The organism is Microbacterium meiriae (assembly GCF_032364335.1).
GTDB classification, from domain to species: Bacteria; Actinomycetota; Actinomycetes; order Actinomycetales; family Microbacteriaceae; genus Microbacterium; species Microbacterium meiriae.
Genome location: NZ_CP133984.1, coordinates 396842 through 420991, shown reverse-complemented (window position 1 = coordinate 420991; position 24150 = coordinate 396842). Strand labels below are relative to the sequence as shown.

Below are 24150 nucleotides of genomic sequence, written 5' to 3'. Positions count from 1 at the left end.
TGCGGCTCCTTTCGTGGCTACCCCTCGAGTATCGGGGACCGGAGGCACGCTCTCCGGCCTCGGAACCGCAACCCGTGGAGAACGGGCAAACTCCCCGCCGCGTGCAGAAGAGGCCCGGGGCGAACCCCGGGCCTCTCGTGTGCAGCAGAGGGACTCAGCTGCGTCGCCGTCGCCAGAGCCCCGCACCGAGGGCGCTCAGGGCGAGCGCACCGACGGCGACCGCCAGCCACGTCATCCCCTCCGCGCCGGTCGTGGCCAGCGCCCCACCCGCGGCGGTCGCGGCCGCGGTGACCGCGAGATCCGCACGAGCGAGCTCGGCGCCCTCGGCGTCCGTCGCCACGAGCGCATGGGCACCCGCGGGTGTGGCCGCCGGGATGGTGACGGTCGCCGTTGCACTGCCGTCGGCAGCGATCGTCACCTCGCCCACGCGGACCGGCTCCGAGTGCAGCCACAGCTGCACGACCGCCTCGGGGTCGAAGCCGCGGAGCTGCACGCGGAGGGAGTCTCCTGCCGCCGCGGTGCCGACCGACGGGGTGAGGACGGCCGTCTTCGCCGGCTTCGCCTTCTTGACCTTGAGCGCGGCGCCGGCCACCTCCGCGCCGGAGGCGTCGTTGACGAGGAACCGGTGCTTTCCGACCGTCGCGTCCGCGGGGATGAGGACCCGCGTGGTGAGCGCGCCGTGCGCATCGACCGTGGCGTCCGCGAGCCGTACGCCGTCCAGCCAGAACGAGACGGCGGCGTCGGGCGCGAAGCCCGAGAGCACGGCCTCGACCGTCTCCCCTGCCCGCACGGAATCCGCGCCGAGCGTCAACGCAGGATCGGTCTCCGGAGCGCAGACCCCGAGGTCGTCCTCGGGTCGCGCCTCCGGTGCGTGCCCGGCCTGCGGGGCGGTGGTGCCGTACACTGCCATCTCCGCCACGGCCGCGAACGGCGTGCCCGAGATCGACGAGGTCGCCGTCACCCGAACGTATCGCGCGGTCGTCGCCGCGAAGTCGACGTCCTGCCACTCCGCGACGTTCTTCCACTCCCCCGCGGCCACGTCGGTGAAGGTCTGCCCGTCGGTGGAGACCGCGACCTGGAAGCCCTTGATGGGGCCGTTCTGGTTCGCGCCGCGACGCAGATAGGAGATGCCGTCGACCGTCTCGGCGGAACCGAGGTCGAACGTCAGCACGTGCGGATACGCGGCGGCGTCAGTGCTCCAGCGGCTGTGCCAGAACGTCCCGGCGTTGCCGTCGAGCATGTTCGCCGCCGTGCCGTCCTCACCCGCGGTCTCCTCGGAGCTCGCGGTCGCGGTGATCTGCGCGTTCGGGATGCGGGCGCGGGACGCGACAGCGGCCTCCTGCGCGGTCTGCACGGTCCGCACATCGCAGTCGACGAGGTAGGTGGCGGCGATGCCGATGCTCACCGGCGAGCCCGCGGCCGACGCCGGTGCCGTCAGCAGCCAGTCCGTCGTCACGCTCTCGCCGGGGGCGACCTTCGTGAACAGGTTCGAGGAGCCGTCCGCGACCTCGACGATGTAGCCCTCCGGGAGGTCGAGCTGCACGCCGACGTTCTCCGCCAGGATGTCCTCGCTGTTGGTGAAGGTCGTGGTGAAGGATGTCTGCGCCCCGGGGCTCAGGGTCACGGCCTCGCCGGCGACGGTGGCGCACGGGGTGCCTCCGTCCGTCGGGCCGAGGTCCGTCACCGTGAAGTCGTCGAGGACGAAGTCGACGTCCGGCCCGCCGACGCGCTCCAGACCGACCCAGGTGTAGTCGCCGCAGCCCACGATCACGTCCTCGCGGAACGCGGTGGTCTCCAGCGCCTGTACGACAGGAGTGCGACGCAGGGTCGTCGAGGAGATCTCCCCGTCGATCACGGCGTCCGTACCGGTCAGCCAGCGGTACGCTCCGCTCGCTCCGGCCTGGTAGTCGAACCCGATGCGATAGGTGTGCCCAGCCTGCAGCGGGACGAGCGTGGGGTCGGTCCGGTAGACGACGCCGGAGTTCTCGGAGTGCGACATCAGCGAGTGCTCACCGGTGAGGGTGGAGTCCACCGCGAGGCCCGCCGTGGCTCCGGAGTCGAACGGCTTGGCCGTGTTGCGCCAGTCGCTGCTCGTGTACGGGTCGTGCCGACGCGAGATGCTCGTACGCGGGTCGTCGATGCCGTTGGCGTCACCCTTCACGAACGGGCCCCACCCGGGCTGGTTGCCCTCGAAGTCGTTCGAGTACACGGTGCCCGCGGCGGTCGGCGCCGTCGTGTCCGCCATCACCCTGGCGTTGTCGACTCGCACCGCCGCGTCACCGGCGACCGCCGAGACCGAGACGATCACGTCGCCGGAGGCCGGGGCGAGGAACGACACCGATCCGCGCTGGTAGTACTGCCCGGCCTTGGAGTCGGCGCGCATGTAGTTGTATGTCGGCGAGAGGTTCCAGGTGCGGCTGACGACGCCGGCGCCGGTGTCGACCGCGACGCTCACGTCGCGCGTGGCCGTCGGATCGATCTGCACCTGCGCGGAGAACGCGTAGCGCTTCCCGGGGGTGAGGCCGGTGACGGTCTGCGAGATCGCGGACGCGGATGAGCCGAACACCGCGATGTTGTCGCCCCGTGAGGCGTTCTTCGCCGCGCCGAGGTCCGTGCGCTCGATGGTCACGTCGCCCCGCGGGTTCCAGCCGTCCAGCGACCCCGAGTTGAACCCGGGATCGGCCAGGCCCGCGTCGCGGTACTCGATCGCCGCCCGCTGCGCCCCACCCTGGGGCACGACGACGTAAGCCGCCCCCTTCTCGCCGGAGAGCGTCAGCTTCCCGTCGACCGCGGTGACGGTGTCCACCTTTTCGCGCCCCTGGTCGCCGAGTGCGAACACGTCGAAGGTCGTGTTGCCGCGGAAGGCATCCGTGAGCCCGAAGGTCTTCTCACCGCCGGAGGCCGTGAAGAAGTACATCTTGTCCGCGTCGACGGGCGAACCCGACTCGGCGCTCGACTCCAGCGACTGCCACGGCAGCAGGTAGGAGTCGCCCCGCAGGACGGTCGCGCCGTCCATCGTGATGACGCGGGTACCACCGTCGATCCGGACCGCCACGTCGTCGGTGAAGGTCGCCTCGGCCCCCGCCGCGTACGTCTGCAGGTCGAAGTGCTGCAGGAACTTCGTCGGCAGGCTCTGCGACCAGATGTTGCCGATGAAGCCGTCCCAGTTGCGGTTGCCCACCCAGCCCTCGGCATCGACGAGACGCTGCTGGCCCAGCAGGACGTCGTCGTTCCAGACGTCCGCCTGCGCGTTCTGGATGAACCGCACCATGGTGGAGTTGATGCCCTTGTTGTCCTTGCCGCCGTAGGCGAGGTCGTTCGGCCAGTGCGACCAGACCGTGCTGTCGACGAACTTGTCGCCCCACTCGGTCGCGACCTCGAGGTCCATGGCGTTCAGCTCGTCCGCGAGCTCCTCGGCCACCCAGCCGTTGGAGTAGTACACGTCGATGTAGACGCCGCTGAGCCCCGGCACCTCGTCCCGCAGCTGCTGGAAGCGGTCGAGCACGCGTCCGGTGCCGAGATCGGTCTGCTGATTGATGTAGTACGACTGGTCGAGCCAGTTCCAGCCGGGCTTGTACGGCGGTGTGCCGTCGAGGATCGCCGCGTCGAACGCGTCCGCCTGCGGATAGATCTCGGTGGCGTTGACGTGCACGCTCATGTCGGCGTTGAGCTTCGCCCCCTCGTCGACGAGACGGTTGAGGTCGGCGAGGCCGCCCGCGCGCTCGTTGTAGTTCCCGCCGTAGTCGGTGTTCGCGGAGTCGTGTCCTTCGCTGCCGAAGCCCTTGTTGAGCACCCACTGCCCGAGGCCGTCGGTCTGGTTCGCGATGCGCTTGGTGTTGTCGAGCACGAGGTCGAAGTAGTTCGTGGCGCTCGAGGCGAAGTTGAACGGGATGCGGCTGATCACGCGGTCGGCGACCCGGTCGGCACCGAGGCGCGGGGCGTCGACCTCCCGGTAGCGGATCGCGGCGTCCTGCCAGTCCACGGTCTCGTCGCCGTTGCGATCGGCGGTGAGGAGCACCGTGACCTTCGGAAGGGCGTAGGTCGTCACCCGGCTGTCGACGGCGGTGGTCGGATGGATGAGCCAGGTGTTCGAGCCGATCTCCGCGGTCCGGCCGTCGGCCGCGGTCACCCGCGTCGTGAGCCGGGTGTTCCATGAGGCGGTGCCGCCGGAGGCCTGCGTCGTCGCGTTCGTGATCACGCTGCCGGCGAGGGTCCCGTCGCCGAGGAAGGCGAAAGCCGCGCCCTTCGTCCCGGTGGCGGTCGCGGGCGCCACAGCGATGTGCTCATCGGCGTTCGTCGTGCTGTTCGGGCTGATCACGGTGCGGTCGAGGACGGCGCCGTCCGCGGCCGTCGCGGAGAGGAAGGCGTTGTCGGGGAGCGCCAGGGTGTTCACCGCAGCGGAGCCGTCGACTCCGGTCACGGCGAACTCGACCGTGCCGTTCGCCGCGACGCGGATGCTGCTGCGCACCGTGACGTCGATGCCGGTCAGGGTCGAGACGTAGTCGACGCCGGTCGCCGTCGCCGTGGAGGTGGTGGTCGACGCATAGGCGGTGCCGTTGACCGCCCAGGTGCGCGGGGAGCCCTTCTGTCCGCCGAGGCGCTCATCGCCCACGCGGTAGCCGAGGATCTGCGGGAACGCGGAGGAGACGGTGGCCGTGGTGCCGCCCGCGGCGATCTCGACGGTGTCCCCGGGCTCCGGCTGCTCCGGCGTCTCCGGCTGGGTCACGATCGGCGGGAGCTCCTCGTCGGAGAGCACCTGGATCTCGCCGGCGCCGCCGCCCGTGGTGCCCTGCGCGTCGATGATGAGGAGGGCGACGTACCGGCCGTCCTTCGCGGTCTCCAGCGAGATGCGCTGCTTCTCGTCGTTCGCGGTGGGCGCGTGCAGCGTCGCGGCCGCGACGGCGGCGCCCCATCCCCCGTCGGCGGGCGAGGTGCGCGCGGCGTCGGCGTCATCCGCGACGTACACCTCGACGGTCTTCGCCGCGACGCTCTGCCCGCGCTTGACCGAATAGTCCAGCGCCTTCACCGAGAGGGGCCGCTGCAGATCGAGCGCGATCCAGTGCGGGAAGGGGGCGTTGGCCGAGTACCGCGACGTCCACTGGGTCGAGTAGTCGCCGTCGAAGGCGCCGAGAGCCGTGCCGTCGAGCGAAGGCGGCGCCGGATACGGATCGGCTTCGCTGGACACCGCGTGCAGCCGGTAGTCCGCGTGCGGGACGGGGACGAGATCGGCGGCCTGCGCCGCGGTCGCAGGGAGGAGCGCTCCGCCGAGCGCGAGAGCCGTCGCCAGCAGGGAACTGACAGCGACGGCGGTGCGCGGCGGTCGGGAAGGTGTCGACACGTCTTGCCTCTCGAACGGTGCGACGGCCGGAGGAAGGGACGCCCCGGTGCGTCGCAGATGGATCATCGATCGAAACCGATGTTTGCGCTATCACCGTAGAGCGAGCTTGTGGCTTAAGACAAGAGTCGAACGTCAAGTATGCGCAAACATTGGCCGAAGGTCACCACCCGAGGCCCGAGTGCGGCTCAGGAGCCGATGAACTCCTCGGTCTCCCCGAGGGACGGCGCCTCCCGGATCTCCACCGTCGCACCGAGGCCGTCGGTGTCGAGCACCACGATCTCGTTGCGCCCGGTACGCCACAACGGCGCGGGGGCGTAGAGCGTCTCCTGCGGGCCCACGCTCCAGTAGCGTCCGAGCAGGAATCCGTTCAGCCACACCAGTCCCTTGCCGCCACCGGGGAAGGCGAGCCACGCGTCCAGGGGTTCGGCGACGTCCAGCGCGGCGACGGCGAGGCCGTCCACCCCGCCCACGGCAGCGGCGTCCACCGCCGGTGCCGTCTGCGGCAGGAGGCGATGCGTCCAGCCGTTCACGAGACGGCGGCCGATCATCACGCCGCGCATGATGCCCTTGCCCTCGCCGGTGTACGGCCCGTAGTTGATGCGCCCGAGGCTCTCGACGACGAGCGCCAGCCGACCGGAACCGCCGTCCGCCGGGAGAGCGAGGGACGTCTCGCCGTCCCGCTCGAGCACACCGAGGCGGCGGTCGTCGAGGAAGACGACCGCACGATCGTGCAGGCCGTCGACGGTCAGTGTCGCCTCGTCCGGGAACGACACGTCGGCCGCGTAGGCCACGAGGCCGTCCTCCGCTCCGAGCTGCTCGAAGGTCAGCGGGCGCGGCGAGAGCCCGCCCGCGGCAGGGGTCGCCCGGACCACGTCGAGCAGGCTCGCTCGCCGCTCCAGAGGCGCGGAGGTCGCGGACTGCCGCCGCGGCTGGTCGGGCACGGGCGGCAGTCCGTCGGCGTGGAAGGGGGCGAAGAGCGCGCGAAGCGCATGGAACTTCTCCCCGAGCGTGCCGTCCTCGCCGATCGGGGCATCGGAGTCGTAGCTGGTCACCGTGGGCTGCAGCACGAGGTCGTGGTTCGCACCGTTCCACAGGCCGAAGTTGGTGCCCCCGTGCGCCATGTAGAGGCTGACCGAGCCGCCCTCGTCGAGGAGCTCGCGGATCGTCCCGCCCATACTGTCCGCCGAGCGCACGTGGTGCCGCTCGCCCCAGTGGTCGAACCAGCCGCCCCAGAGCTCGCTGCACATGAGCGCCTCCCCGTGCCGACGCAGGGAGGCCGCCACCGGCACCCCGGTGCCGAACGTGAACGTCGTCATCGCACCCGGCACGCTCCCGTGCGCGATCATGTCCGGGGTGATCCCGTCGGCCGTCGTCAGCATCTCCACCATGCCCCGTCGCCGGAGCCCGTCACGCAGGTGGGCGAGGTAGGCGGCATCGCTGCCGAACGATCCGTACTCGTTCTCGATCTGGATCGCCACGATCGGCCCGCCGTAGGCCGCCTGCAGAGGGGCGAGCCGCGGGAGCAGGGCGTCGTACCAGGCGTCGACCGCGGCGAGGAATGCGGGGTCGCTCGTCCGCAGCGCCGAGACCCTGCCGGTGAGCCAGAAGGGCAACCCGCCGTTGGACCACTCCGCGCAGATGTAGGGGCTCGGTCGGAGGAAGACGTCGAGGCCGACCTCGCCGGCCAGTCGCACGAAGCGCTCGACGTCCCGCCAGCCGTCGAAGCGGATGTCCCCCTCGACCCTCTCGTGGAAGTTCCAGGCGACGTAGGTGTCGACCGTGTTCGCGCCCATCGCGGCGAGCCGACGCAGGCGGTCCTCCCACTGGTCGGGGTGGACGCGGAAGTAGTGGATCGAGCCCGACAGGATGCGGTGGGGCACACCGTCGCGGAGGATCTCCCCCTCGCGCCAGGACAAGGCGGGAGCGCCGGAGGCAGCGGCGTCTGCCGGCGCGGCGACGGCGGTGGTCGAGCCGTCGGAAGCCGCGGCGAGAAGGTCGGACATTGCACTCCCAGCTGAATTGTTTGCGTTCACATTATCGCATCGCCGAGGTCCGCGCTCCCTGGTTTTCCGCCGATGGATCGCTACCATTGGGGCATGTCCCCTCGCCGCCCGAAAGACGACCGCGCCCCCAGCCAGGTCGACGTCGCCCGCCTTGCCGGCGTCTCCACGCAGACCGTCTCGCGCGTCATGTCCGGGCAGGACAACGTCCGCCCCGACACCGCGCGACGGGTGCTGGCCGCCGTCGAGGAACTCGGTTACCGGGTGCACGCCGCAGCCGCGTCGCTCGCATCGGGACGCACGCGCGTGCTCGGCGTGATCGTCGTCTCGACGGACCGCTACTCCTCCGCCGCACTCGGGGTCGGCATCCAGCAGGCCGCGGCGGCCAACGGCTACACCGTGACCACCGCCGCGGTGGCCGACCACGCCTCGGACGACGCCTTCCTCGAGGCCTTCGACCGCCTGGAGCGGCAGGGTGCGGAGGGCATCATCCTCGGCGTGCCCATCGCCCTGGACACACCGGCGATGCGGGCGCGCACCGAACGGACGCCCGCCACCCGCAGCGAGCGCACCTCCCTGGAGGAGGACGCCCCGCTCGCGGTCGACCAGCGCGCGATCGCCCGACTCGCCGTGGAGCACCTCCTCGACCTCGGCCACGAGACCGTGTGGCACGTCTCCGGCGACGACTACTGGACGGAGACGCAGCAGCGCAGCGAGGCCTGGGAGCAGACGCTCCGCGAGCGCGGCATCGTCCCGCCGCCGGTGATCCCGGCGGACTGGACCCCGGAGTCCGGGTACCGGGCCGGGCGCACCATCGCCGCGATCCCCGAGGCGACCGCGGTCTTCGTCAGCAGCGACGAGATGGCGTTCGGCCTCATCCGCGCCCTGCACGAAGCGGGGCGCAGCGTGCCGGAGGACATCTCCGTGGTGAGCGTCGACGACATCGCCCTCGCCGCGTACGCCTCCCCCGCGCTGACGACCGTCCGTCAGCCGTTCGAGGCCATGGGCCGCGCCGCCGCGCTGCGGCTCATCACCCAGATCGAGGGCCACGACCCGGTCGGCGAGATGCCCTCCACCGACCCGCAGCTCATCGTGCGCTCCTCGACCGCCCCACCCCGACGAGCGCTCTGACCGCGATCGTCACCAGCGACCGTGGCGGCGCTCCCACTCGTCCTCGATCGTGCGGCGGCGACCCGCGATGATCCCCGCCGGCACCGAGACGACCAGCACCCCCGCCACCACGAGAAGCGGCACCTGCCACCCGCCGCTGGTGTCGTGGAGAAGGCCGACGAGGAGCGGGAACACCGCCGCGATCGCGTAGCCGATGCTCTGCACGAAGCCGCTCAGGGCGACGGCGCTCTCCGGCGTACGGGCGCGGATGCTCAGGAGCACGAGGCTCAGCGGGAACATGATCGCGGTGAGCCCGAAGATCGCGACCCACAGCGGCAGCGCGACGGTCGGGAAGAGCAGCAGGCCGGCGAGCCCGACAAGGCCGGCGACCACGGCAACGAAGAACAGCGGGCGGGTCGCCTGGAACCGCACGACGAGCACCGGCACGAGCATGGAGCAGGGCAGCCCGACGAGCGCGAACAGCGAGAGCAGGAAGCCGGCGGTCGCCGGGGTCACGCCGCCGAGGTCCACGAGGATGGTCGGCAGCCAGGCGAAGGCGACGTAGGCCATGGTCGAGGAGGTGCCGAACACGAGGGCGAGCGCCCACGCCAGCGGCAGCCGCCAGAGCCGGCCGAAGACGCGGGGACTCGCGGACTGGGTCGTGATCGGCCCGGTCGAGGCGGCGACCGCGTCGCGCACATCGTCCACGCCGTCGGTGGGGTCGGGGACCAGGAGCTCCGTCGGCACCGGGCGATCGTCGCCGCCGCGGGAGCGCACCAGGAGCGTGACCCACGGCACGAGGGCGAGTGCGGCCACCACGCCCCACATGCCCAGCGAGATCCGCCACCCGAGCGAGTCGGCGACCGGGACGGCGACCAGCGGCGGGAGGAAGGTCGAGACCGCGAGCGTCGTGGAGTACGCGGTCATCATGACGCCGAGCCGGTCGGCGAAGTACTTCTTGACCAGCGGCGGCAGCAGGACGTTGCCCGACCCCACACCGGCGAACACGACCGCGGTCGCGGCCAGCAGGCTCCAGGAGTCGGGGGCGAGGCCGCGCAGCAGCATGCCCGCCGCCATCAGCACGATCGCCGCGACCGCCATCCGCTCCAACCCGAACCGGCGCTCGAACAGCGGGGTCAGCAGCCCGAACAGCGCGAAGCAGACAGGTGGGGCCGCACCGATCAGCCCGACGATCACGGGGGCCACCGGGAAGTCCTCGGCGACGTGGTCCAAGACCGGGGAGAGCGAGGCGACGGCGGACCGCAGCGAGAACGCGACCAGCACGATCCCGACCAACGCGAGGGCGCGCCCCTGCCAGAGGGGTCGGCCCTGCGGTGCGCTCAGGGACCCGGACATCAAGAGGTCTGCGACCCCTCCACCCAGGCGAGGTACTCGTCGGTGACGGTGCCGGTGACGTAGCGCCCGTCGAAGCAGCTCATGTCGAGGTCTTCCAGCGCGGAGCCCTCGGTGATCGCGGCCTTCAGGTCGTCGACCTCCTGGTACACGAGGTGGTCGCAGCCCAGCTCCTCGGCGATCTCGGGGATCGTGCGGCCGTGGGCGATGAGCTCGTGCCGGGACGGCATGTTGATGCCGTACACGTGCGGGTGCCGGACCGGCGGGGCGGCGGAGGCGAAGGTCACCGAGGCGGCTCCGGCATCCCGGGCCATCTGGATGATCTCCTTCGAGGTGGTGCCGCGCACGATGGAGTCGTCGATCAGCAGCACGTTCTTGCCCTGGAACTCCGTGGACATGGCGTTCAACTTCTGGCGCACGCTCTTCTTGCGCACCGCCTGCCCCGGCATGATGAAGGTCCGGCCGACGTAGCGGTTCTTGTAGAAGCCCTCGCGGTACTCGATGCCGAGCTTGCGGGCGACCTCCATGGCCGCGGGACGAGACGAGTCGGGGATCGGCATGACCACGTCGATCTTGTCCATCGGCACGTGCTTCGCGATCGTGTCGGCGAGCTTGTCGCCCATCCGCAGGCGCGACTCGTACACCGAGATGCCGTTCATGACCGAGTCCGGACGGGCGAGGTAGACGTACTCGAACGCACAGGGTGCGAGCGTCGCGGCGGTGGCGCACTGCTGGGAGAACAGCTCGCCGTCGTTCGTGATGAAGACGGCCTCTCCGGGCTCGATCTCGCGCACGACCTCGTAGTCGCCGTTCTCGAGCACGAGCGACTCGCTCGCCACGACCCACTCGTCCTTGCCCTCCGCGCCGACGACGGTCGAAGGACGACGACCCAGGATCAGCGGACGGATGCCGAACGGATCCCGGAACGCGAGCAGGCCGTAGTTGGCGATCACGGCGATCACGGCGTACGCGCCCTCGATGCGGTCATGCGTGCGGGCGACGGCCTCGAAGATCCGGTCGGGGTCGAGGTCGACCGTGGAGGTCGTGGCCTGCAGCTCACCGGCGAGCACGTTGAGCAGCAGCTCGGTGTCGCTCGACGAGTTCAGGTGCCGGCGGTCGCGCTGTGCCATGTCGGCGGCGAGCTCGCGCGTGTTCGTGAGGTTGCCGTTGTGGATGAGGATGATGCCGTAGGGCGCGTTCACGTAGAACGGCTGCATCTCCTCTTCGCTGGACGCGGTGCCCTTGGTGGCGTAGCGGACGTGGCCGAGGCCGACGTTGCCCAGCAGGCCGCGCATGTCACGGGTGCGGAACGCCTCGCGCACCATCCCCTGAGCCTTGGCGTTGTGCATGACGCCGTTCGCCTCGGCAGTCGCGATGCCCGTCGCGTCCTGCCCGCGATGCTGCAGCAGCAGGAGGGCGTCGTAGATGTCCTGATTGACCGGGGCAGAGCCCACCATTCCGACGATGCCGCACATGGGCTCTTACTTCGCTCCGTCCGCGTAGGCGCCGACGAGGCGCACTGCTCCACCATCGACGCCCTTGGCGCCCTGTTCGAATTCACCGGCCGGACGCGGGCCGAAGCCCACCGTGCCGACCTGCCAGGAGGGCATGCCCTCGGCGTTCAGCGCCGCGATCGCGGCGTCCTTCTTGTCCGCCGCCACCACGGCGAGGAATCCGATGCCGAGGTTCCAGGTGCCCTCGGCGGACTCGAGCGTGGAACCGGCGATGTCGCTCAGCACACGGAAGACCGGGCTCGGCGACCACGTGCTGCGGTCGACCTCGACCCAGCTTCCCTGCGGCAGCACGCGGGCGAGGTTGGCGGCGATGCCCCCGCCGGTGACGTGGCTCAGGGCGTGGACTCCGCCGGAGGCCTCGATCAGGCGCAGCAGCGGAAGCGTGTAGAGCCGGGTCGGCTCGAGGAGGGCCTCGCCCCAGGTCGAGCCGAAGTCCGCGGCGTTGTCACCGTAGGAGATCCCGGCGCGGGTGATGATGTGACGCACGAGCGAGTAGCCGTTGGAGTGCAGGCCGCTGGAGGCGACCGCGATGACCGCATCACCGTCCTGCACGCGCTCGGCGCCGAGGATGGCGTCGGCCTCGACCACGCCCGTCGCCGCCCCGGCGACGTCGTAGTCGCGCGGACCGAGGAGGCCGGGATGCTCCGCCGTCTCGCCGCCGACCAGCGCCGTGCCCGTCGCCGCGCACGCCTCGGCGATGCCGCGCACGATGTCCGCGATCCGCTCGGGGACGACCTTGCCGCACGCGATGTAGTCGGTCATGAACAGAGGCTTCGCGCCGACCACGACGATGTCGTCAACGACCATGCCGACCAGGTCCTGGCCGATCGTGTCGTGCTTGTCGATCGCCTGCGCGATGGCGACCTTCGTGCCGACGCCGTCGGTGCTGGTCGCGAGCAACGGGCGACGGAAGTCCCGCAGCGCGCTGGCGTCGAACAGACCGGCGAATCCGCCGACGCCGCCGAGCACCTCGGGGCCGTGCGTGGCACGGACGGACGACTTCATCAGTTCGACGGCGAGGTCACCCGCCGCGGTGTCGACGCCGGCTTCGGAATAGGGGTTGGTGGGGGAGGCAGCCACTCGAACAGCCTACCGCCCGCGGCCGACCACTCGGCTCGCCGCCTCCTTCCCGGCTCACCCGCCGCGATCTGCACCTATCAATCCTCATATGTGGCGTAATCATCTTTGTATGTGAGAGTCTATCGCCGAAGCAGGCGGGCCCGGCTTCCGGGGTTCCCGGAAAGAACAGGAGAGGTGGACAGTGCGCGCGCAGAAGAGGAGAACGCAGCGACGACAGGGGAGGAGCGTTGTCGGCGTGAGCAGCGCCATCGCCCTCCTTGCACTGGTCGGGCTCGCCGTGCCGCCGGCGGCGCACGCCGCGGAGTGGGACGCCATCACCTCGGCGACGGTGGTGGAGCCGACAGGTGAGGTGCACCTGTACGACACCCTCCGCCTCGAGGCCACGTGGGCCGTCCCCGACAGCGCGCAGCCCGGAGACACTTTCTCGCTCAGCTTTCCGACGACGCCCCGCTTCGTCGGTGTCACCTCGTCCTTCCCGCTGCGAGCCCCGGACGGCGCCACCGTCGGCACGTGCACCGTCGCGGCGACCGCCATCACGTGCACGCTGAGCGACTACGTCCTCACGCACGACAACGTCCGCGGCACCCTGTTCTTCCAGATGAAGGCGGAGGAGACCACGGAAGACGACACCGTGACCTTCACCACCGGGGACGGAGGCCCGATCACCGTGGAGATCCCCGGTGGCGGCGTCGGTCCGCAGCGCTCCGAGCCGGCCCCGACGGACGCGACCAAGTCGGGCGTGCAGACCGCCGACGGGACGATCGAGTGGTACATCTGGGTGCCGGGACGCCTGCTCAGCGGCGAGCGCCCGACCCTCACCGACACCGCGACCCCGGGGCTGAGCCTGTTGCCGAGCACCGTGGCGATCGGTTCGGTCGCCGTGGACGCCTGGAACGGCGGCCTGTTCGATGCCGCAGACTTCCGCACCCTCACAGCCGGGTCGGACTATGTCTTCACCCCGGACGCTGACAGCTCCTCGTTCACAGTGGTCTTCGCCGCGCCGGCGGAGCCTGACCGCCTCTATCGCGTCTCGTACCAGACGCGCCTGCCCGCAGACGCGCACACCGGACAGGTGTTCAGCAACACCGTCTCCGGGTCGAGTTTCACGACCACCACGGCGTCCGTCACCGCGAGCCTGGCCGGAGGCGACGGCGATGGCGACGGTCTCGGCGGCTTCTCGGTCGCGAAGCGGATCACGGGCGCGGCCGCACCCCTCGTCCCGGCCGGCGCGACGTTCGCCGTCGACTACTCGTACCCCGGAGCGGACGGCCCCGTCACCGGTACGCTCACGCTGCCCGTGGACGGCACCGACCGAAGCGTCGGGCGGATTCCCGTCGGCACGGTCGTGACGCTGTCCGAGCACACCGCGGATGCCGTCCCCGGCGTCGTGTGGGGAACCCCGCAGTTCCGCGGCGACGGCGTGACCACGACGGACGAAGGAGCACAGCTCACGATCGGCGCGGGGTCGGTCGTGGCTGTCGAGCTGACGAACCCGGCCACGCTCTCCCCGCCGTCCCCGAGCACGCCGCCGACCACGACGGAACCGCCGTCACCCTCGACGCCGCCGGCACCGCCCTCGCCGCCGACCACGGGCCTCGCGGCCACCGGCGGCGACCCCGGCGGTCTGATCGGACTCGCCACCGGGGCGGTGCTGGCGCTCGCAGCGTGGATCCTGCTCAGCCGTCGGTCCGCCACCCACGCGGACTCCGCACCCGGAAGCACCGGCATCGAGAACTGACGCTCGCCCGCGACGCGAAGGGCCCGGTCCGACGGATCGGACCGGGCCCTCGTGCAACGGGGTTCCGTACGGTCAGCTCTGGCCTGCGACGTTGTCGCGAGCGTCCTGAGCGCTGCCCTTCACCTCGTCGACGGCGTGGGTCGCGTCGTCACGGACGTGGGCTGCGGCGCCGGCGGCCTCATCCTTGACGGCGGCGAAGGCCTCCTGCGCCGGCTCCTTGAGGTCCTGTCCGATCGTCTTGGCGACGTCGGTCGCCTCATCGACGAGAGGCTGGGCCTTCTCCTTGATGTCCTCGGCCAGCTCCTTCTCCTTCGAGGAGGCGGGGATGACGGCGGCCACGACGAGGCCGGCGGCGAAGGCCATGAGGCCCACCGCCAGCGGATTCCCCTGCGCCTTGGCGACGGTGTGCCGCCCGGCATCGGCGACCGAGGAGGAGGCGTCCCCCAGGCGGTCACCGGCGTCATCGGCGGCGCCCATGACCCGGTCGACGGCCGAGCGCACAGCGCCCTTCATCTTCTGCGTCTGCCGGTGCACGACCTTCGAGGGGGTGACCTTGTCGGCGAGAGCGTCGACGTCCCTGCCGAACTCTGCTCGGGTCCGCTCGATGTCGGCGCGGATCGCGTCGGGTGAATCGCTCATTTGTTCTCCTCATTCCTCTTCACCGCATCAGGGATGCGCTTGAGGGTGTCCACGGTGCGCGGAGCCCCTTCGATGCTCTTCAACTGCTTGCGTCCCATCACGAACAGGACGAGGGCGATCACCGCCCAGATGACGGCGACGATCACGGCCGACCAGCCGAGACCGGTGACATAGGCGCCGAGGGCCCACCAGAGGGCCACCGACAGGAAGAACACGGCCATGAGCGCGCCGTATCCGGCCCCGCCGAGCATGCCCGCCCCCCGGCCGGCACGCGTCGCCGATTGCTTGAGCTCGGCCTTCGCCAGCTCCAGCTCCTGCCGCATCAGGGTCGACAGGTCAGTGGTGACCTCGCTGAGCAGATCGCCGAGAGATGTGGTCTCGGCCTTCTGCTCCGACGGTGTGGGGATGGGGTCGGTCATGGTCGTCCCTCTTCATCGGACCCGCGGGTGGCGGCATCCGTCCGGTCGTAGAGCGGGGTGTCCCCGTCGTCCACCGTCTCGCCGTGCGGCGTGACACCCCACGGCGCGGTGCCGGCGTCGATACCGCTCATCCCGTCCGGCGCTCCGGGGACGGTGCCATCGGTCGGCAGCGGCGGCTGACCGAGGGTGGTGTTCTCCGCGACTCCCGCGCCTCCGGCGACACCGGCCGCGCCCGCACCACCGGGAACCGCCCCGGGCGTGGTCGCCGCGGGGACGACGGGACGCGGCGGAACGGCGGCTGCCGTCGCCCCAGCGGCCGACGAAGAGCCGGACCCGGCGGAACCCGACCCCGAGGAAGCCGACTCGGCAGCGCCCTCGGAGAGCGCTCTGGTCAGCCGGCCGGCGACGAGACCGGCGAGTGCCGCCACGGCGATGAACGTGCCGGGCTTCGCCCGTGCGTACGACTTCACCTCCGTGAGCAGCGAACCGGGGTCGCGGTCGCCGATCCAGCCCGCGATGCCCTGGATCCGGGTGGACGCCTGGCGCACGAGGTCGGCGGCGACACCGCCGTCCGAGCGCTCGGCCATCGTGCCCAGCTCCCCGCCCACGGACCGGAGCCCGTCCGCGACACGGCGCTGCTGCACCGCCGCCTGCTCCGACAGCTCGGTCTTGGTCTGGTGGTACAGGTCGCGAACCTGGTCCTTGGCCTCATGGGCGACGGCACCGGCCTCGGCCTTCGCGGTCTCGACGACGCCCGCCGCCTGACTCTTCGCCTCGTCGGCGACGCCTGCGGCCTCGTGCGCGGCGGTCCGGACGGTGCCCGGAGACTCGGTCGTACCGCTGCCCGCGGCACCTTCTGCATTGCTCTGCGACATCGTTCTTCCTCTCGACTCCCGCCGACGGCCGCCGACGTGTCAGCAGGTCTACCCCTGGATCCGGCGATCACAGCGAGGGTTGACGCGGCTCTCCGCGGGCATTACCGTGCCGGGGCTCCGCACGGCTGCTGCACCCGCCTACGATGGGGCCATGGCCGACAAGCCGCAGTGGCTCATCCGCGAAGACGCGAGCGTCCCCGTGCTCGTCGCGCTCGCCCTGCGCCAGCTGCTGGGCATCCGGGCACCCCTGGATCTGCCGTCCCCCCGCGACCTGTCGGTCCGCGCACCCGACGCGGTGGACGCCCCGCCCGAGGTCGAGGCGCAGTGGCAGGGCTACTGGGACATGACCGTGGAGCCGCGGGCTCATCACTCGGGCGTCCCGCTGGAGTTGATCGACGGTTTCGACACGCTGGTGGCCCTCCCGGCGACCGGCGCCGAGGCGCTCTCGTCGGCGATCCGACCGCATGCCGGCACCGCGCTCCGCTATGCCACCGCCGCACACGACCGGTACGTGGGGTCGATGAAGAGCCACACCGGCGGGGACGCCTACCGGGCGTACGCGAGCGCGATCGCCGAGTTCGAGCGCGACATCGGGCGCCGCGCGCACTCCTTCGAGCTCAACGTGCAGGTGCTGCCTCTGTCGCAGCGCGGGATCTGGTGGATCGGCGACCTCACGGTCGCGGTGACGGACGGGCTCCGCCGGGACGTCGTGGCGTTCGACTCCGCGATCCGCCCGGTGATCGCCGAGCTCGCCTAAGCGCGGTCCGTGGTGCCGTCGTCGACGACGGTCTCCCGGTCGACGGTCACGACGCGGTCGTGGCGGCGGGCGAGACGCTCGAGCACCAGACCGGCCACGCCGCCGAGCGCGAGACCGATCGGCACGGTCCAGAGCAGGAGGAAGCCGAAGACCTGACCGGGCGGATAGACGACGTCGAGCGCCTGCGACTGCTCGAAGCTGCCGACCATCGTGAGGATGCCGGCGGCGATGACGCCCAGCACGACCCCGATGCCCATGAGCACGCCGTACCGCGGCACGCGGCGCACGGTCGCTTCGACGGTCTGATGGGTGTCGCGGGAGGGCATGCCTCCATTGTCCCACCCTCCGCAGGTGTGCGCAGCCGCATGCGGAACCGCCCTCCCCAGATGACCGGGAAGGGCGGTTCCGCAGTCCGCCGGACTCAGACCTCGGTCGACGTCTCGGCCGGCTCCCCCCGCCGGGTGCGTCGCACGACCAGCACCCCGCCCGTCGCGGCCAGCGCCACGACGACCAGACCGCCGACGATCCAGGGCCACACCGTGGCCTCGTCCGAGGCGACCGGCGCGCTGATCGCGGTCACCGCCGCATCGGCTTCGGCCTCCGGCTCGGACTCCTCCTCCGCAGGAGCGCCGCACGCATCGTCGACCGGGATCACGGCGGAGACCGGGTCGAGCTTCTCACCCGCCTGATACGTGCCGAACGCGGAGGCGCCGGCCGCGGTCAGTGTCGTGGGTACGTCGTCGAGGGTCAGCGCACCGTCGGTGACGGCGGCGTCCGTGAGGGCGAACTCCGCGAGACGCACCCCCTGCTGCGCCACGGCCTCTCCATCCTGAGTGGTCCCGGTGACATCGAAGACGAGGTACCCGGTATCGCCTGCGAGCTCGACACGCGCGTTCGCCAGCGTCGTGTTCAGCGCCCCGTCGTGGCCCGTGAAGGCGATGCTGCCGCCGTACGTGACCAGACCCGTGCGCGCCGCGTCATCCAGCGAACCGGTGCCGTTCGACCACACGAAGGCGGGGTACTCGTACGTCACGTCGGTCAGCGTCCAGCCACCCCGCGCGATGCCCTCGATGTAGGTCCGGAACGACTCCTTGTAGCCCCAGTGCAGGATCGCTCCCTCCACCGTGCACACCCCGAGCTCCGTGGTCGCTCTGGCGAGGGTGAACGAGAGGCCGCGATCGACGGAGCCCTGGAAGGTGAGCGTGTGGTCGCCGTCCGCGAGCGTCGCCGGGAGGGAACCCGACCACGTCGCGACACCCGACGCATCCGCCGTCACGGTGCCGAGCAGCACGGGGGTCGAGTACACGACCACCCTGATGCCCTCCTCGTTCGGACGGAAGCCGGAGGCGGAGACCGTGGCCGCCTTCCCGGCGGCGAGCGCGGCGAGGTTCTCCGCGTCGGCCTCGATGCCGGTGGCCGTCGGCGCGGTCGCCGGGAGCGTGACCTTCGGCGCGACCGCTGCCGCCGCGACCGTTCCCGTCGTGCCCGAGGGCGCGGCGGCGACGGAGCCGATCGTGAACGAGACGGGGTTGAGCGTGGTGCCGTACCCCGAGAGGACGCGGTCGCGTCCGGCGTCCGTGAGGGCGGCCGGCGCCGCGGTGTAGGTGACGGCGCCGCCGGCCGCCGTGCGGACGGCGCGGGAGAGGTCGAGGGTCGCGAACGGCACCTGCGCACCCCCGCTCGTCACGGACAGCGTGGCGGAGGATGCCGAGGTGATCCGGATCATCGGGTCGCCGACGGTGACGTCGAGCACCCCGTGGTGGCCGGTGAAGCGCACCGCGCCGCGGTAGACCACGCTGCCGCGCCCGGACGTCGCGTCGAAATCGCCGCCGACGGTCTGCCCGAACTGGAACTGGCCGCCGGATCGGGTAGCGCCACCGGATACGGCGATCGCACCCTGGGCGATCGGGCCGGTGATGTAGTTCGTAAACGAGGACGAGATGGCCCAGCGCAGCGACCCGCCGGGGACGGTCGCGGCCGGCTTGGTCGGCGTCACCGGGGGTTTCGGCGTGACCGGGGGCTTCGGCTCGGTCGGCTTCTCGCCGAGCAGTGCGCGCCACTGCGCGTCGGTGATCGTGATCGCGCCCCGCGCGTGGATGGTGTCGGCGGTCGGCATCGTGTGCTGCTGCCACACGATCACCTCGTACGTCTTCGACCGGTCGAGGTGCTTCGCCGCCGCGTTCAGGTCGACCGCGAAGGCTCCGAAGCCGATGTTCCGGACGTACTGCATGGCGAGGAAGCCGCCGCCGGCCGTCACGTCAGCCTCGGTCCCCGTTTCGATGAGCGCCACGTAGGCGCCGGTGACCGCGCCGAGGTCGGCGGCGGTGACCTTCACCGTGAGCCCGTCCGCGGCCGAGGCTCCCGTGACGGCGGTGGTGACCGACGGCCCGGGGGACGGCAGCAGGGCTTTCCACTGCGCGTCGGTGACGGTGACGGTGGAGCGCGCGTAGATCGTGTTCGCATTCGGCATGGTGTGCTGCTGCCAGACGATCACCTCATAGGCCTTCGACCGGTCCAGCGCTGTCGCCGCCGCCGTCAGGTCGACGCTGAAGCCGCCACCGGTGATGCCGCGCACGTACTGCATCGCGAGGAAGCCGCCTCCGGCCGTGACGTCGGCCTCCGTGCCCTTCTCGATCAGCGCGGCGTAGGCGCCCGAGACGGCGCCGAGCTTCGTCGCCGCTGCCGTGACCGTGAGGCCATCATCGGCCGTCGCCGCCTTCACGGTGGTCGTCAGCCCCGAGGCGACGCGGTAGTCCAGAGGGACGCTGCGCTCCTGGTCGGCGTTGACGACACCGCCTGCCGGGTAGGTGTACACGCCGTAGGAGCCGGGCGTCGCCGGAGTGTCCTTCAGCGTGAGCGTGACCTGGAACGAGCCCTCGGGGGTGATGTCCACCCACTGTGCGCGGATCGCGCCCTGGTACTGCGCCGGGACCTGGGTCAGCACGCCTTCGGCGAGCGCCCAGGCCTGTGCACCGACCGAACGCGCCGAGGACGGCGCCCCCTGCGAGGGCTGCCACGTCGCGGCGAAGTTGCCGAAGACCACATAGGTGCCCTGGGGCAGGTTCGACGGGATCGGGACGCCGCGCCCGCCGACGTTCGCGGTCGGGTCGTAGCCGGTGCCCTTGACGACGATCTCGTCACCCGCCTGGAAGCGAACACCCGCAGCGGGCGTGGTGCCGTCGGCGAGGAACACGTCGATGGCGGCTTCGGCGGGCGCCGGCTCGGTCTCGCCCGGGGCCGTCTCCCCCGGCTCCGTCTCGCCCGGCTCCGTCTCCCCGGGCTCCGTCTCCCCGGGCTCCGTCTCACCGGGCTCCGTCTCACCCGGAGTCGTCTCGCCCGGCTCCGTCTCCCCCGGCTCGACGGGCGTCGTTCCGAAGACCGTGTCCCACTGCGCAGGCGTCACCGTGACGTCGCCGCGGCCGTAGATCGTGGCGGCTGTCGGCGCGGAGTGCTGCTGCCAGACGAGCACCTCGTACGTCTTCGTGCGGTCCAGGGACGCGACGGGCGCCTGCAGCGTGAAGGAGGCGGCCCCCTGCTGCACGCTCGGGAAGGGCAGCGCGAACGCGGCGTAGCCACCACCGACGGAGACGCCGCTCTCGGTGCCCGACACGATCAGTGCGGCATAGACGCCCGTCACGTCCGGCAGACCCTCGGCCCGCACCTGCACGGTGAAGCCGGTGGTGTCGGCGGACGACACCGTTGCGGTGACGGTCGCCGCGGCAGCGTGCGCCGGCGGGCTGGCCATCGCCCCGGCGGCGACGAGGACGAAGGAGACGAGGGCGGCGAGCAGGACGCGCAGGCGTGTGCTCGCTGAGGGGGTATGTGCTGTGGCGTTCACGGTTCTCCGCGGCCCGCGGGGCGCGATCGATCGTGCGCTCCCGGCGGTACCGCACGGCAGTCGGGCGAAGGTGGAGTTTGGTTAGGCTTGGCTAAGCAAGCCGCCGATCCCGAGCGTAGAGGGGCACCGGTGAGGGCGTCAAGTTTTAGGATAGCCTTGCCTAATGCGACGCGCCTCTGCCCTGCTCCTCGCCGCCGCGCTGGCTCTCGGACTGGCCGCCTGTGCCGGACCGGATTCCGACCCCGCGTCGACACCTCCCGTCGACGAAGCGTGCCCGCAGGCATCGACTCCTCTCGACGATCTCGACCTGGTCGCCGATGTGCGCGCGGCCACGGGTCCCTCGACCGCGTGCCTCGCGAGTCACGCGGTCGTCCCCGTCGATGACGACACCGCCCCGGCGCTCCCGGTCACCGCGACCGACAGCGAAGGCCACGAGGTCGAGATCACAGACGTCGATCGCATCCTCCCGATCGACATCTCCGGCACGATCGCCGCCACCGTGTTCGCGCTCGGGCTCGGCGATCAGGTCGTCGGGCGCGACGCGTCCACGCAGTTCCCCGGCACCGAGGACCTTTCGGTCGTCACCAAGACCGGGCACACGCTCAACCCGGAGGCGATCCTCGAACTGGCGCCGAGCGTCGTGCTCACCGACACCACCATCGGCCCGAAGGAGGTCCGCCAGCAGCTGCGGGACGCCGGAATCGCGGTCGTCGTCATCTCCAGCGACCGACGGATCGACACCACCGACGCGCTCGTGACGGAGATCGCCACGGCCCTCGGCGTCCCGACGCGCGGTGCGGCGCTCATCGCCCGCCTCGACGCCGAGCTCGACGCCGCCATCGCGGAGATCGCCGCCGTCACCCCGCCCGCCGAGGCGGACAGGGCCCGCATACTGTTTCTGTACGTGCGCGGGAGCGCCAACGCGTACTACATCTTCGGCGAGGACTCGGGGGCGGACTCCCTCATCGACGCGGTCGGCGGGGTCGACGTCGCCGAGGAGATCGGCTGGGAGGGCATGAAGCCGATGACCGCGGAAGCGCTCGTCGCCGCGCAGCCCGACGTGCTCGTGATGATGACAGACGGGTTGGAATCGGTCGGCGGCGTCGACGGACTCATCGAACGCATCCCCGCCATCGCCGAGACCCCGGCGGGCGCACATCGCCGGGTGATCGACATGGCGGACGCCGAGATCCTCAGCTTCGGCCCCCGGTCGGCCGACGTGATCAGCGCCCTCGCGCGCGCCCTGTACGCGCCGGAACCCGCCTCGTGACCGGCGAGGTCGTCACCCCGACGCCGACCCGGCATCAGGGACTGCGCTTCGCGGCGGTCGTCGTGGCCCTCGTCGTGGCCCTCCTTGTCACCTGCGTCGCGTCGATCACGAGCGGGCAGTACGACCTGTCGCCGACCGCGCTCGTCGGCGTCCTCCTGCGCGGTCTCGGCATCGACACCACGGGGGCTGCGGCTGCGGCGACCGACGACGGCGTGATCTACAACCTCCGCCTCCCGCGGCTGGTCCTCGGCCTGCTCGTCGGCGCCGCGCTCGCGGTCTCCGGTGTGCTCATGCAGGCCATCTTCGGCAATCCGCTCGCCGACGCGGGCGTCGTCGGCGTCTCGTCCGGCGCGGCGCTCGGAGCGGCGGCGAGCATCACGTTCGGCCTGGCCACCTTCGGCATGTGGACCACGCCCGCCTTCGCCTTCCTCGGCGGCCTCGTGGCCGTCTTCTCGGTGTACCTGCTGAGCCGCTCCGGCGGCCGCACCGAAGTGGTCACCCTGCTGCTCACCGGCATCGCGATCAACGCCATCGCCGGCGCCGGCATGGCCTTCCTCACCTTCCTCGGCACGACCTCGACGCGCGAGCAGATCGTGTTCTGGCAGCTCGGCTCGCTGAACGGCGCGCTCTGGTCGAACATCCAGCTCGTCGCGCCGCTCGTGGCGATCGGGATCGTCGTCGCCCTGATCGTGGCGCCGGGTCTGGACCTCTTCGCCCTCGGCGAGCGCACCGCCCGGCATCTCGGCGTCCCGGTCGAGCTGCTGCGGATGGTCGTCATCGTCACCGTGGCGCTGCTCGTCTGCGCGGCGGTGGCCTTCGCGGGGATCATCGGCTTCGCCGGACTCGTCGTCCCCCACCTCATGCGCATGCTGATCGGCCCGGCGCACCTGCCGCTCGTGATCGCCTCCGCCCTCGGCGGCGCCCTCCTCATCGCGGTCGCCGACCTCGTGGCCCGCACCGCGGTGCCGCTCGCGGACCTCCCGATCGGCATGATCACCTCGCTCGTGGGCGGCCCGTTCTTCCTCTGGCTCCTCGTGCGGACGCGGCGGCGGTCGGGAGGGTGGGCGTGAGCCTCCGGCTGCAGGGGCGCGGGCTCACGGTCCGCGTCGGGGACGGACGCGCCATCCTCGACGACGCGGCCATCGACATCCACGCCGGGGAGGTGCATGCCCTCGTCGGGCCGAACGGGGCGGGCAAGTCCACCCTGTTCGGCGTGCTCTCCGGAGACATCGCCCCGGTCTCGGGCACCGTCCTCCTCGACGGCCGTCCGGTGGCGGCGACCCGCCCCCGCGACCTCGCCCGGCACCGGGCCGTGCTGCTGCAGGAGAACACCGTCACCTTCCCCTTCACGGTCGAGCAGGTCGTGCGGATGGGACGCACCCCGTGGGCGCGGACCCCGGCCGCCGGGGAGGACGACAGCGCCGTGGCCACGGCGATGGCGACGACCGAGGTCACGGCGCTGCGGGAGCGGTCCGTCCCCTCGCTCTCCGGCGGCGAGCGCGCACGGGTCGCCCTCGCCCGCGTGCTCGCCCAGAGCACCGGGATCCTGCTGCTCGACGAGCCGACGGCAGCGCTGGACCTCAAGCATCACGAAGACGTCATGCGCGTGGTCCGCACCCAGGCGGAGGCCGGGGTCACGGTCGCGATCGTGCTGCACGACCTGAACGCCGCGCTCGCGCATGCCGACCGCGTCACCCTGCTCGCCGACGGGCGGGTCGCCGCCACCGGCACGCCGGACGAGGTCCTCACGGCCGCGCGGATCGAGGAGGTCTACGGGCAGCCCGTCGACGTCTTCCCGCACCCGCGCACCGGGGTGCCGCTCGTCGTCGCGCGCCGCTAGGGACGCAACGGGAGCACGCCGGTGAGGTCAGCGCGCGTGCCCGAGGCGTGGATGCGCCCGGCCGTCGCGGCGTCCGCCCACGGTTCGGCGCCGGTGGCGACCGCGATCCAGGTGGCCGCGTCCATCTCCACGACGTTCGGCGGCGTGCCGCGCGTGTGCCGCGGCCCCTGGATCACCTGCACGGCTCCGAACGGCGGGACCCGCACCTCGACGCTGTTGCCAGGGGCCTTCTCGTCGAGCAGCTGCAGCAGGTAGCGCACCGCGGTCGCGAGTTCCGCACGCGCCGGCTTCGTCCCCGCGGCTTCCGCGTCGCGCACGGCACCGAGCGCCGCGCGCCCGTCGACGATGTCGATCTTCCTGGCCATCCCCCCACCCTAGA

17 protein-coding genes are annotated in these 24150 nt (G+C 71.6%); 6 read left to right on the top strand and 11 right to left on the bottom strand.

Translation table 11 applies throughout. From position 1 onward, the window contains the following. Nucleotides 1-154: 154 nt before the first annotated feature. Complete coding sequence (locus RI211_RS01935; RefSeq protein WP_315638058.1) at nucleotides 155-5338, bottom strand: endo-alpha-N-acetylgalactosaminidase family protein; 5184 nt, start codon at nucleotides 5336-5338, stop codon at nucleotides 155-157. Nucleotides 5339-5523: 185 nt separating this feature from the next. Next, the gene (locus tag RI211_RS01930; protein ID WP_315638057.1) at nucleotides 5524-7341 is read right to left on the bottom strand and encodes a glycoside hydrolase family 35 protein; all 1818 of its coding nucleotides are present in this window, start codon (nucleotides 7339-7341) and stop codon (nucleotides 5524-5526) included. A 93-nt stretch (nucleotides 7342-7434) separates the two neighbouring features. On the opposite strand from RI211_RS01930, the gene RI211_RS01925 reads away from it, so the two are divergent. Continuing rightward, nucleotides 7435-8469: a LacI family DNA-binding transcriptional regulator gene (locus RI211_RS01925; RefSeq protein ID WP_315638056.1), complete on the top strand. Its 1035-nt coding sequence runs from the start codon at nucleotides 7435-7437 to the stop codon at nucleotides 8467-8469. 9 nt (nucleotides 8470-8478) lie between these two features. On the opposite strand, the gene RI211_RS01920 is transcribed toward RI211_RS01925, so the two are convergent. Genes RI211_RS01920 through purM form a run of 3 tightly spaced genes read right to left on the bottom strand, consistent with a single transcriptional unit; the run spans nucleotide 8479 to nucleotide 12395 of the window. Beyond that, nucleotides 8479-9804 (bottom strand): MFS transporter, encoded by a 1326-nt coding sequence (locus RI211_RS01920; protein ID WP_315638055.1) that lies wholly within the window; start codon nucleotides 9802-9804, stop codon nucleotides 8479-8481. Then, nucleotides 9804-11276: an amidophosphoribosyltransferase gene (gene purF / locus RI211_RS01915; RefSeq protein WP_315638054.1), complete on the bottom strand. Its 1473-nt coding sequence runs from the start codon at nucleotides 11274-11276 to the stop codon at nucleotides 9804-9806. The genes RI211_RS01920 and purF overlap by 1 nt, the downstream gene beginning before the upstream one ends. A 6-nt stretch (nucleotides 11277-11282) precedes the next feature. Then, entirely contained in the window at nucleotides 11283-12395 is a 1113-nt protein-coding gene (gene purM / locus RI211_RS01910; RefSeq protein WP_187663100.1) for a phosphoribosylformylglycinamidine cyclo-ligase, read from the bottom strand. A gap of 235 nt (nucleotides 12396-12630) precedes the next feature. On the opposite strand from purM, the gene RI211_RS01905 reads away from it, so the two are divergent. Further along, nucleotides 12631-14133 (top strand): DUF5979 domain-containing protein, encoded by a 1503-nt coding sequence (locus RI211_RS01905; RefSeq protein WP_315638053.1) that lies wholly within the window; start codon nucleotides 12631-12633, stop codon nucleotides 14131-14133. Nucleotides 14134-14205: 72 nt separating this feature from the next. On the opposite strand, the gene RI211_RS01900 is transcribed toward RI211_RS01905, so the two are convergent. The 3 genes from RI211_RS01900 to RI211_RS01890 are packed head-to-tail and all read right to left on the bottom strand — an operon-like array spanning nucleotide 14206 to nucleotide 16066. Next, complete coding sequence (locus tag RI211_RS01900) at nucleotides 14206-14772, bottom strand: DUF3618 domain-containing protein (protein ID WP_187663098.1); 567 nt, start codon at nucleotides 14770-14772, stop codon at nucleotides 14206-14208. Beyond that, nucleotides 14769-15191: a phage holin family protein gene (locus RI211_RS01895; protein ID WP_187663097.1), complete on the bottom strand. Its 423-nt coding sequence runs from the start codon at nucleotides 15189-15191 to the stop codon at nucleotides 14769-14771. Before RI211_RS01895 ends, RI211_RS01900 begins: the two co-directional genes overlap by 4 nt. Then, entirely contained in the window at nucleotides 15188-16066 is an 879-nt protein-coding gene (locus RI211_RS01890) for a hypothetical protein (protein ID WP_259952894.1), read from the bottom strand. The genes RI211_RS01895 and RI211_RS01890 overlap by 4 nt, the downstream gene beginning before the upstream one ends. Nucleotides 16067-16217: 151 nt before the next feature. Between RI211_RS01890 and RI211_RS01885 the strand changes: the two genes are divergently transcribed. Further along, complete coding sequence (locus RI211_RS01885; protein ID WP_315638052.1) at nucleotides 16218-16823, top strand: zinc-binding alcohol dehydrogenase; 606 nt, start codon at nucleotides 16218-16220, stop codon at nucleotides 16821-16823. Here the strand turns inward: RI211_RS01885 and RI211_RS01880 are convergent. After that, on the bottom strand, nucleotides 16820-17149 hold the full coding sequence (locus RI211_RS01880) for a potassium transporter Trk (RefSeq protein ID WP_315638051.1): 330 nt from the start codon (nucleotides 17147-17149) through the stop codon (nucleotides 16820-16822). The genes RI211_RS01885 and RI211_RS01880 overlap by 4 nt on opposite strands. A gap of 95 nt (nucleotides 17150-17244) precedes the next feature. Beyond that, nucleotides 17245-20661 carry an HtaA domain-containing protein gene (locus RI211_RS01875; protein ID WP_315638050.1) on the bottom strand — a complete coding sequence of 1139 codons (3417 nt, stop codon included), beginning with the start codon at nucleotides 20659-20661 and terminating at the stop codon, nucleotides 17245-17247. 163 nt (nucleotides 20662-20824) lie between these two features. Between RI211_RS01875 and RI211_RS01870 the strand changes: the two genes are divergently transcribed. The 3 genes from RI211_RS01870 to RI211_RS01860 are packed head-to-tail and all read left to right on the top strand — an operon-like array spanning nucleotide 20825 to nucleotide 23771. Next, nucleotides 20825-21931 carry a heme/hemin ABC transporter substrate-binding protein gene (locus RI211_RS01870; RefSeq protein WP_315638049.1) on the top strand — a complete coding sequence of 369 codons (1107 nt, stop codon included), beginning with the start codon at nucleotides 20825-20827 and terminating at the stop codon, nucleotides 21929-21931. Then, nucleotides 21928-23001, top strand: a complete 1074-nt coding sequence (locus tag RI211_RS01865) for a FecCD family ABC transporter permease (RefSeq protein ID WP_315638048.1) — start codon at nucleotides 21928-21930, stop codon at nucleotides 22999-23001. Before RI211_RS01870 ends, RI211_RS01865 begins: the two co-directional genes overlap by 4 nt. Then, nucleotides 22998-23771, top strand: coding sequence for a heme ABC transporter ATP-binding protein (locus RI211_RS01860; RefSeq protein WP_315638047.1), 774 nt, complete (start codon nucleotides 22998-23000; stop codon nucleotides 23769-23771). Before RI211_RS01865 ends, RI211_RS01860 begins: the two co-directional genes overlap by 4 nt. Here RI211_RS01860 and RI211_RS01855 read toward each other — a convergent pair. Further along, entirely contained in the window at nucleotides 23768-24136 is a 369-nt protein-coding gene (locus RI211_RS01855; protein WP_187663089.1) for a sterol carrier family protein, read from the bottom strand. The two genes, RI211_RS01860 and RI211_RS01855, sit on opposite strands and share 4 nt — an antisense overlap. Between the last annotated feature and the right edge of the window lie 14 nt (nucleotides 24137-24150).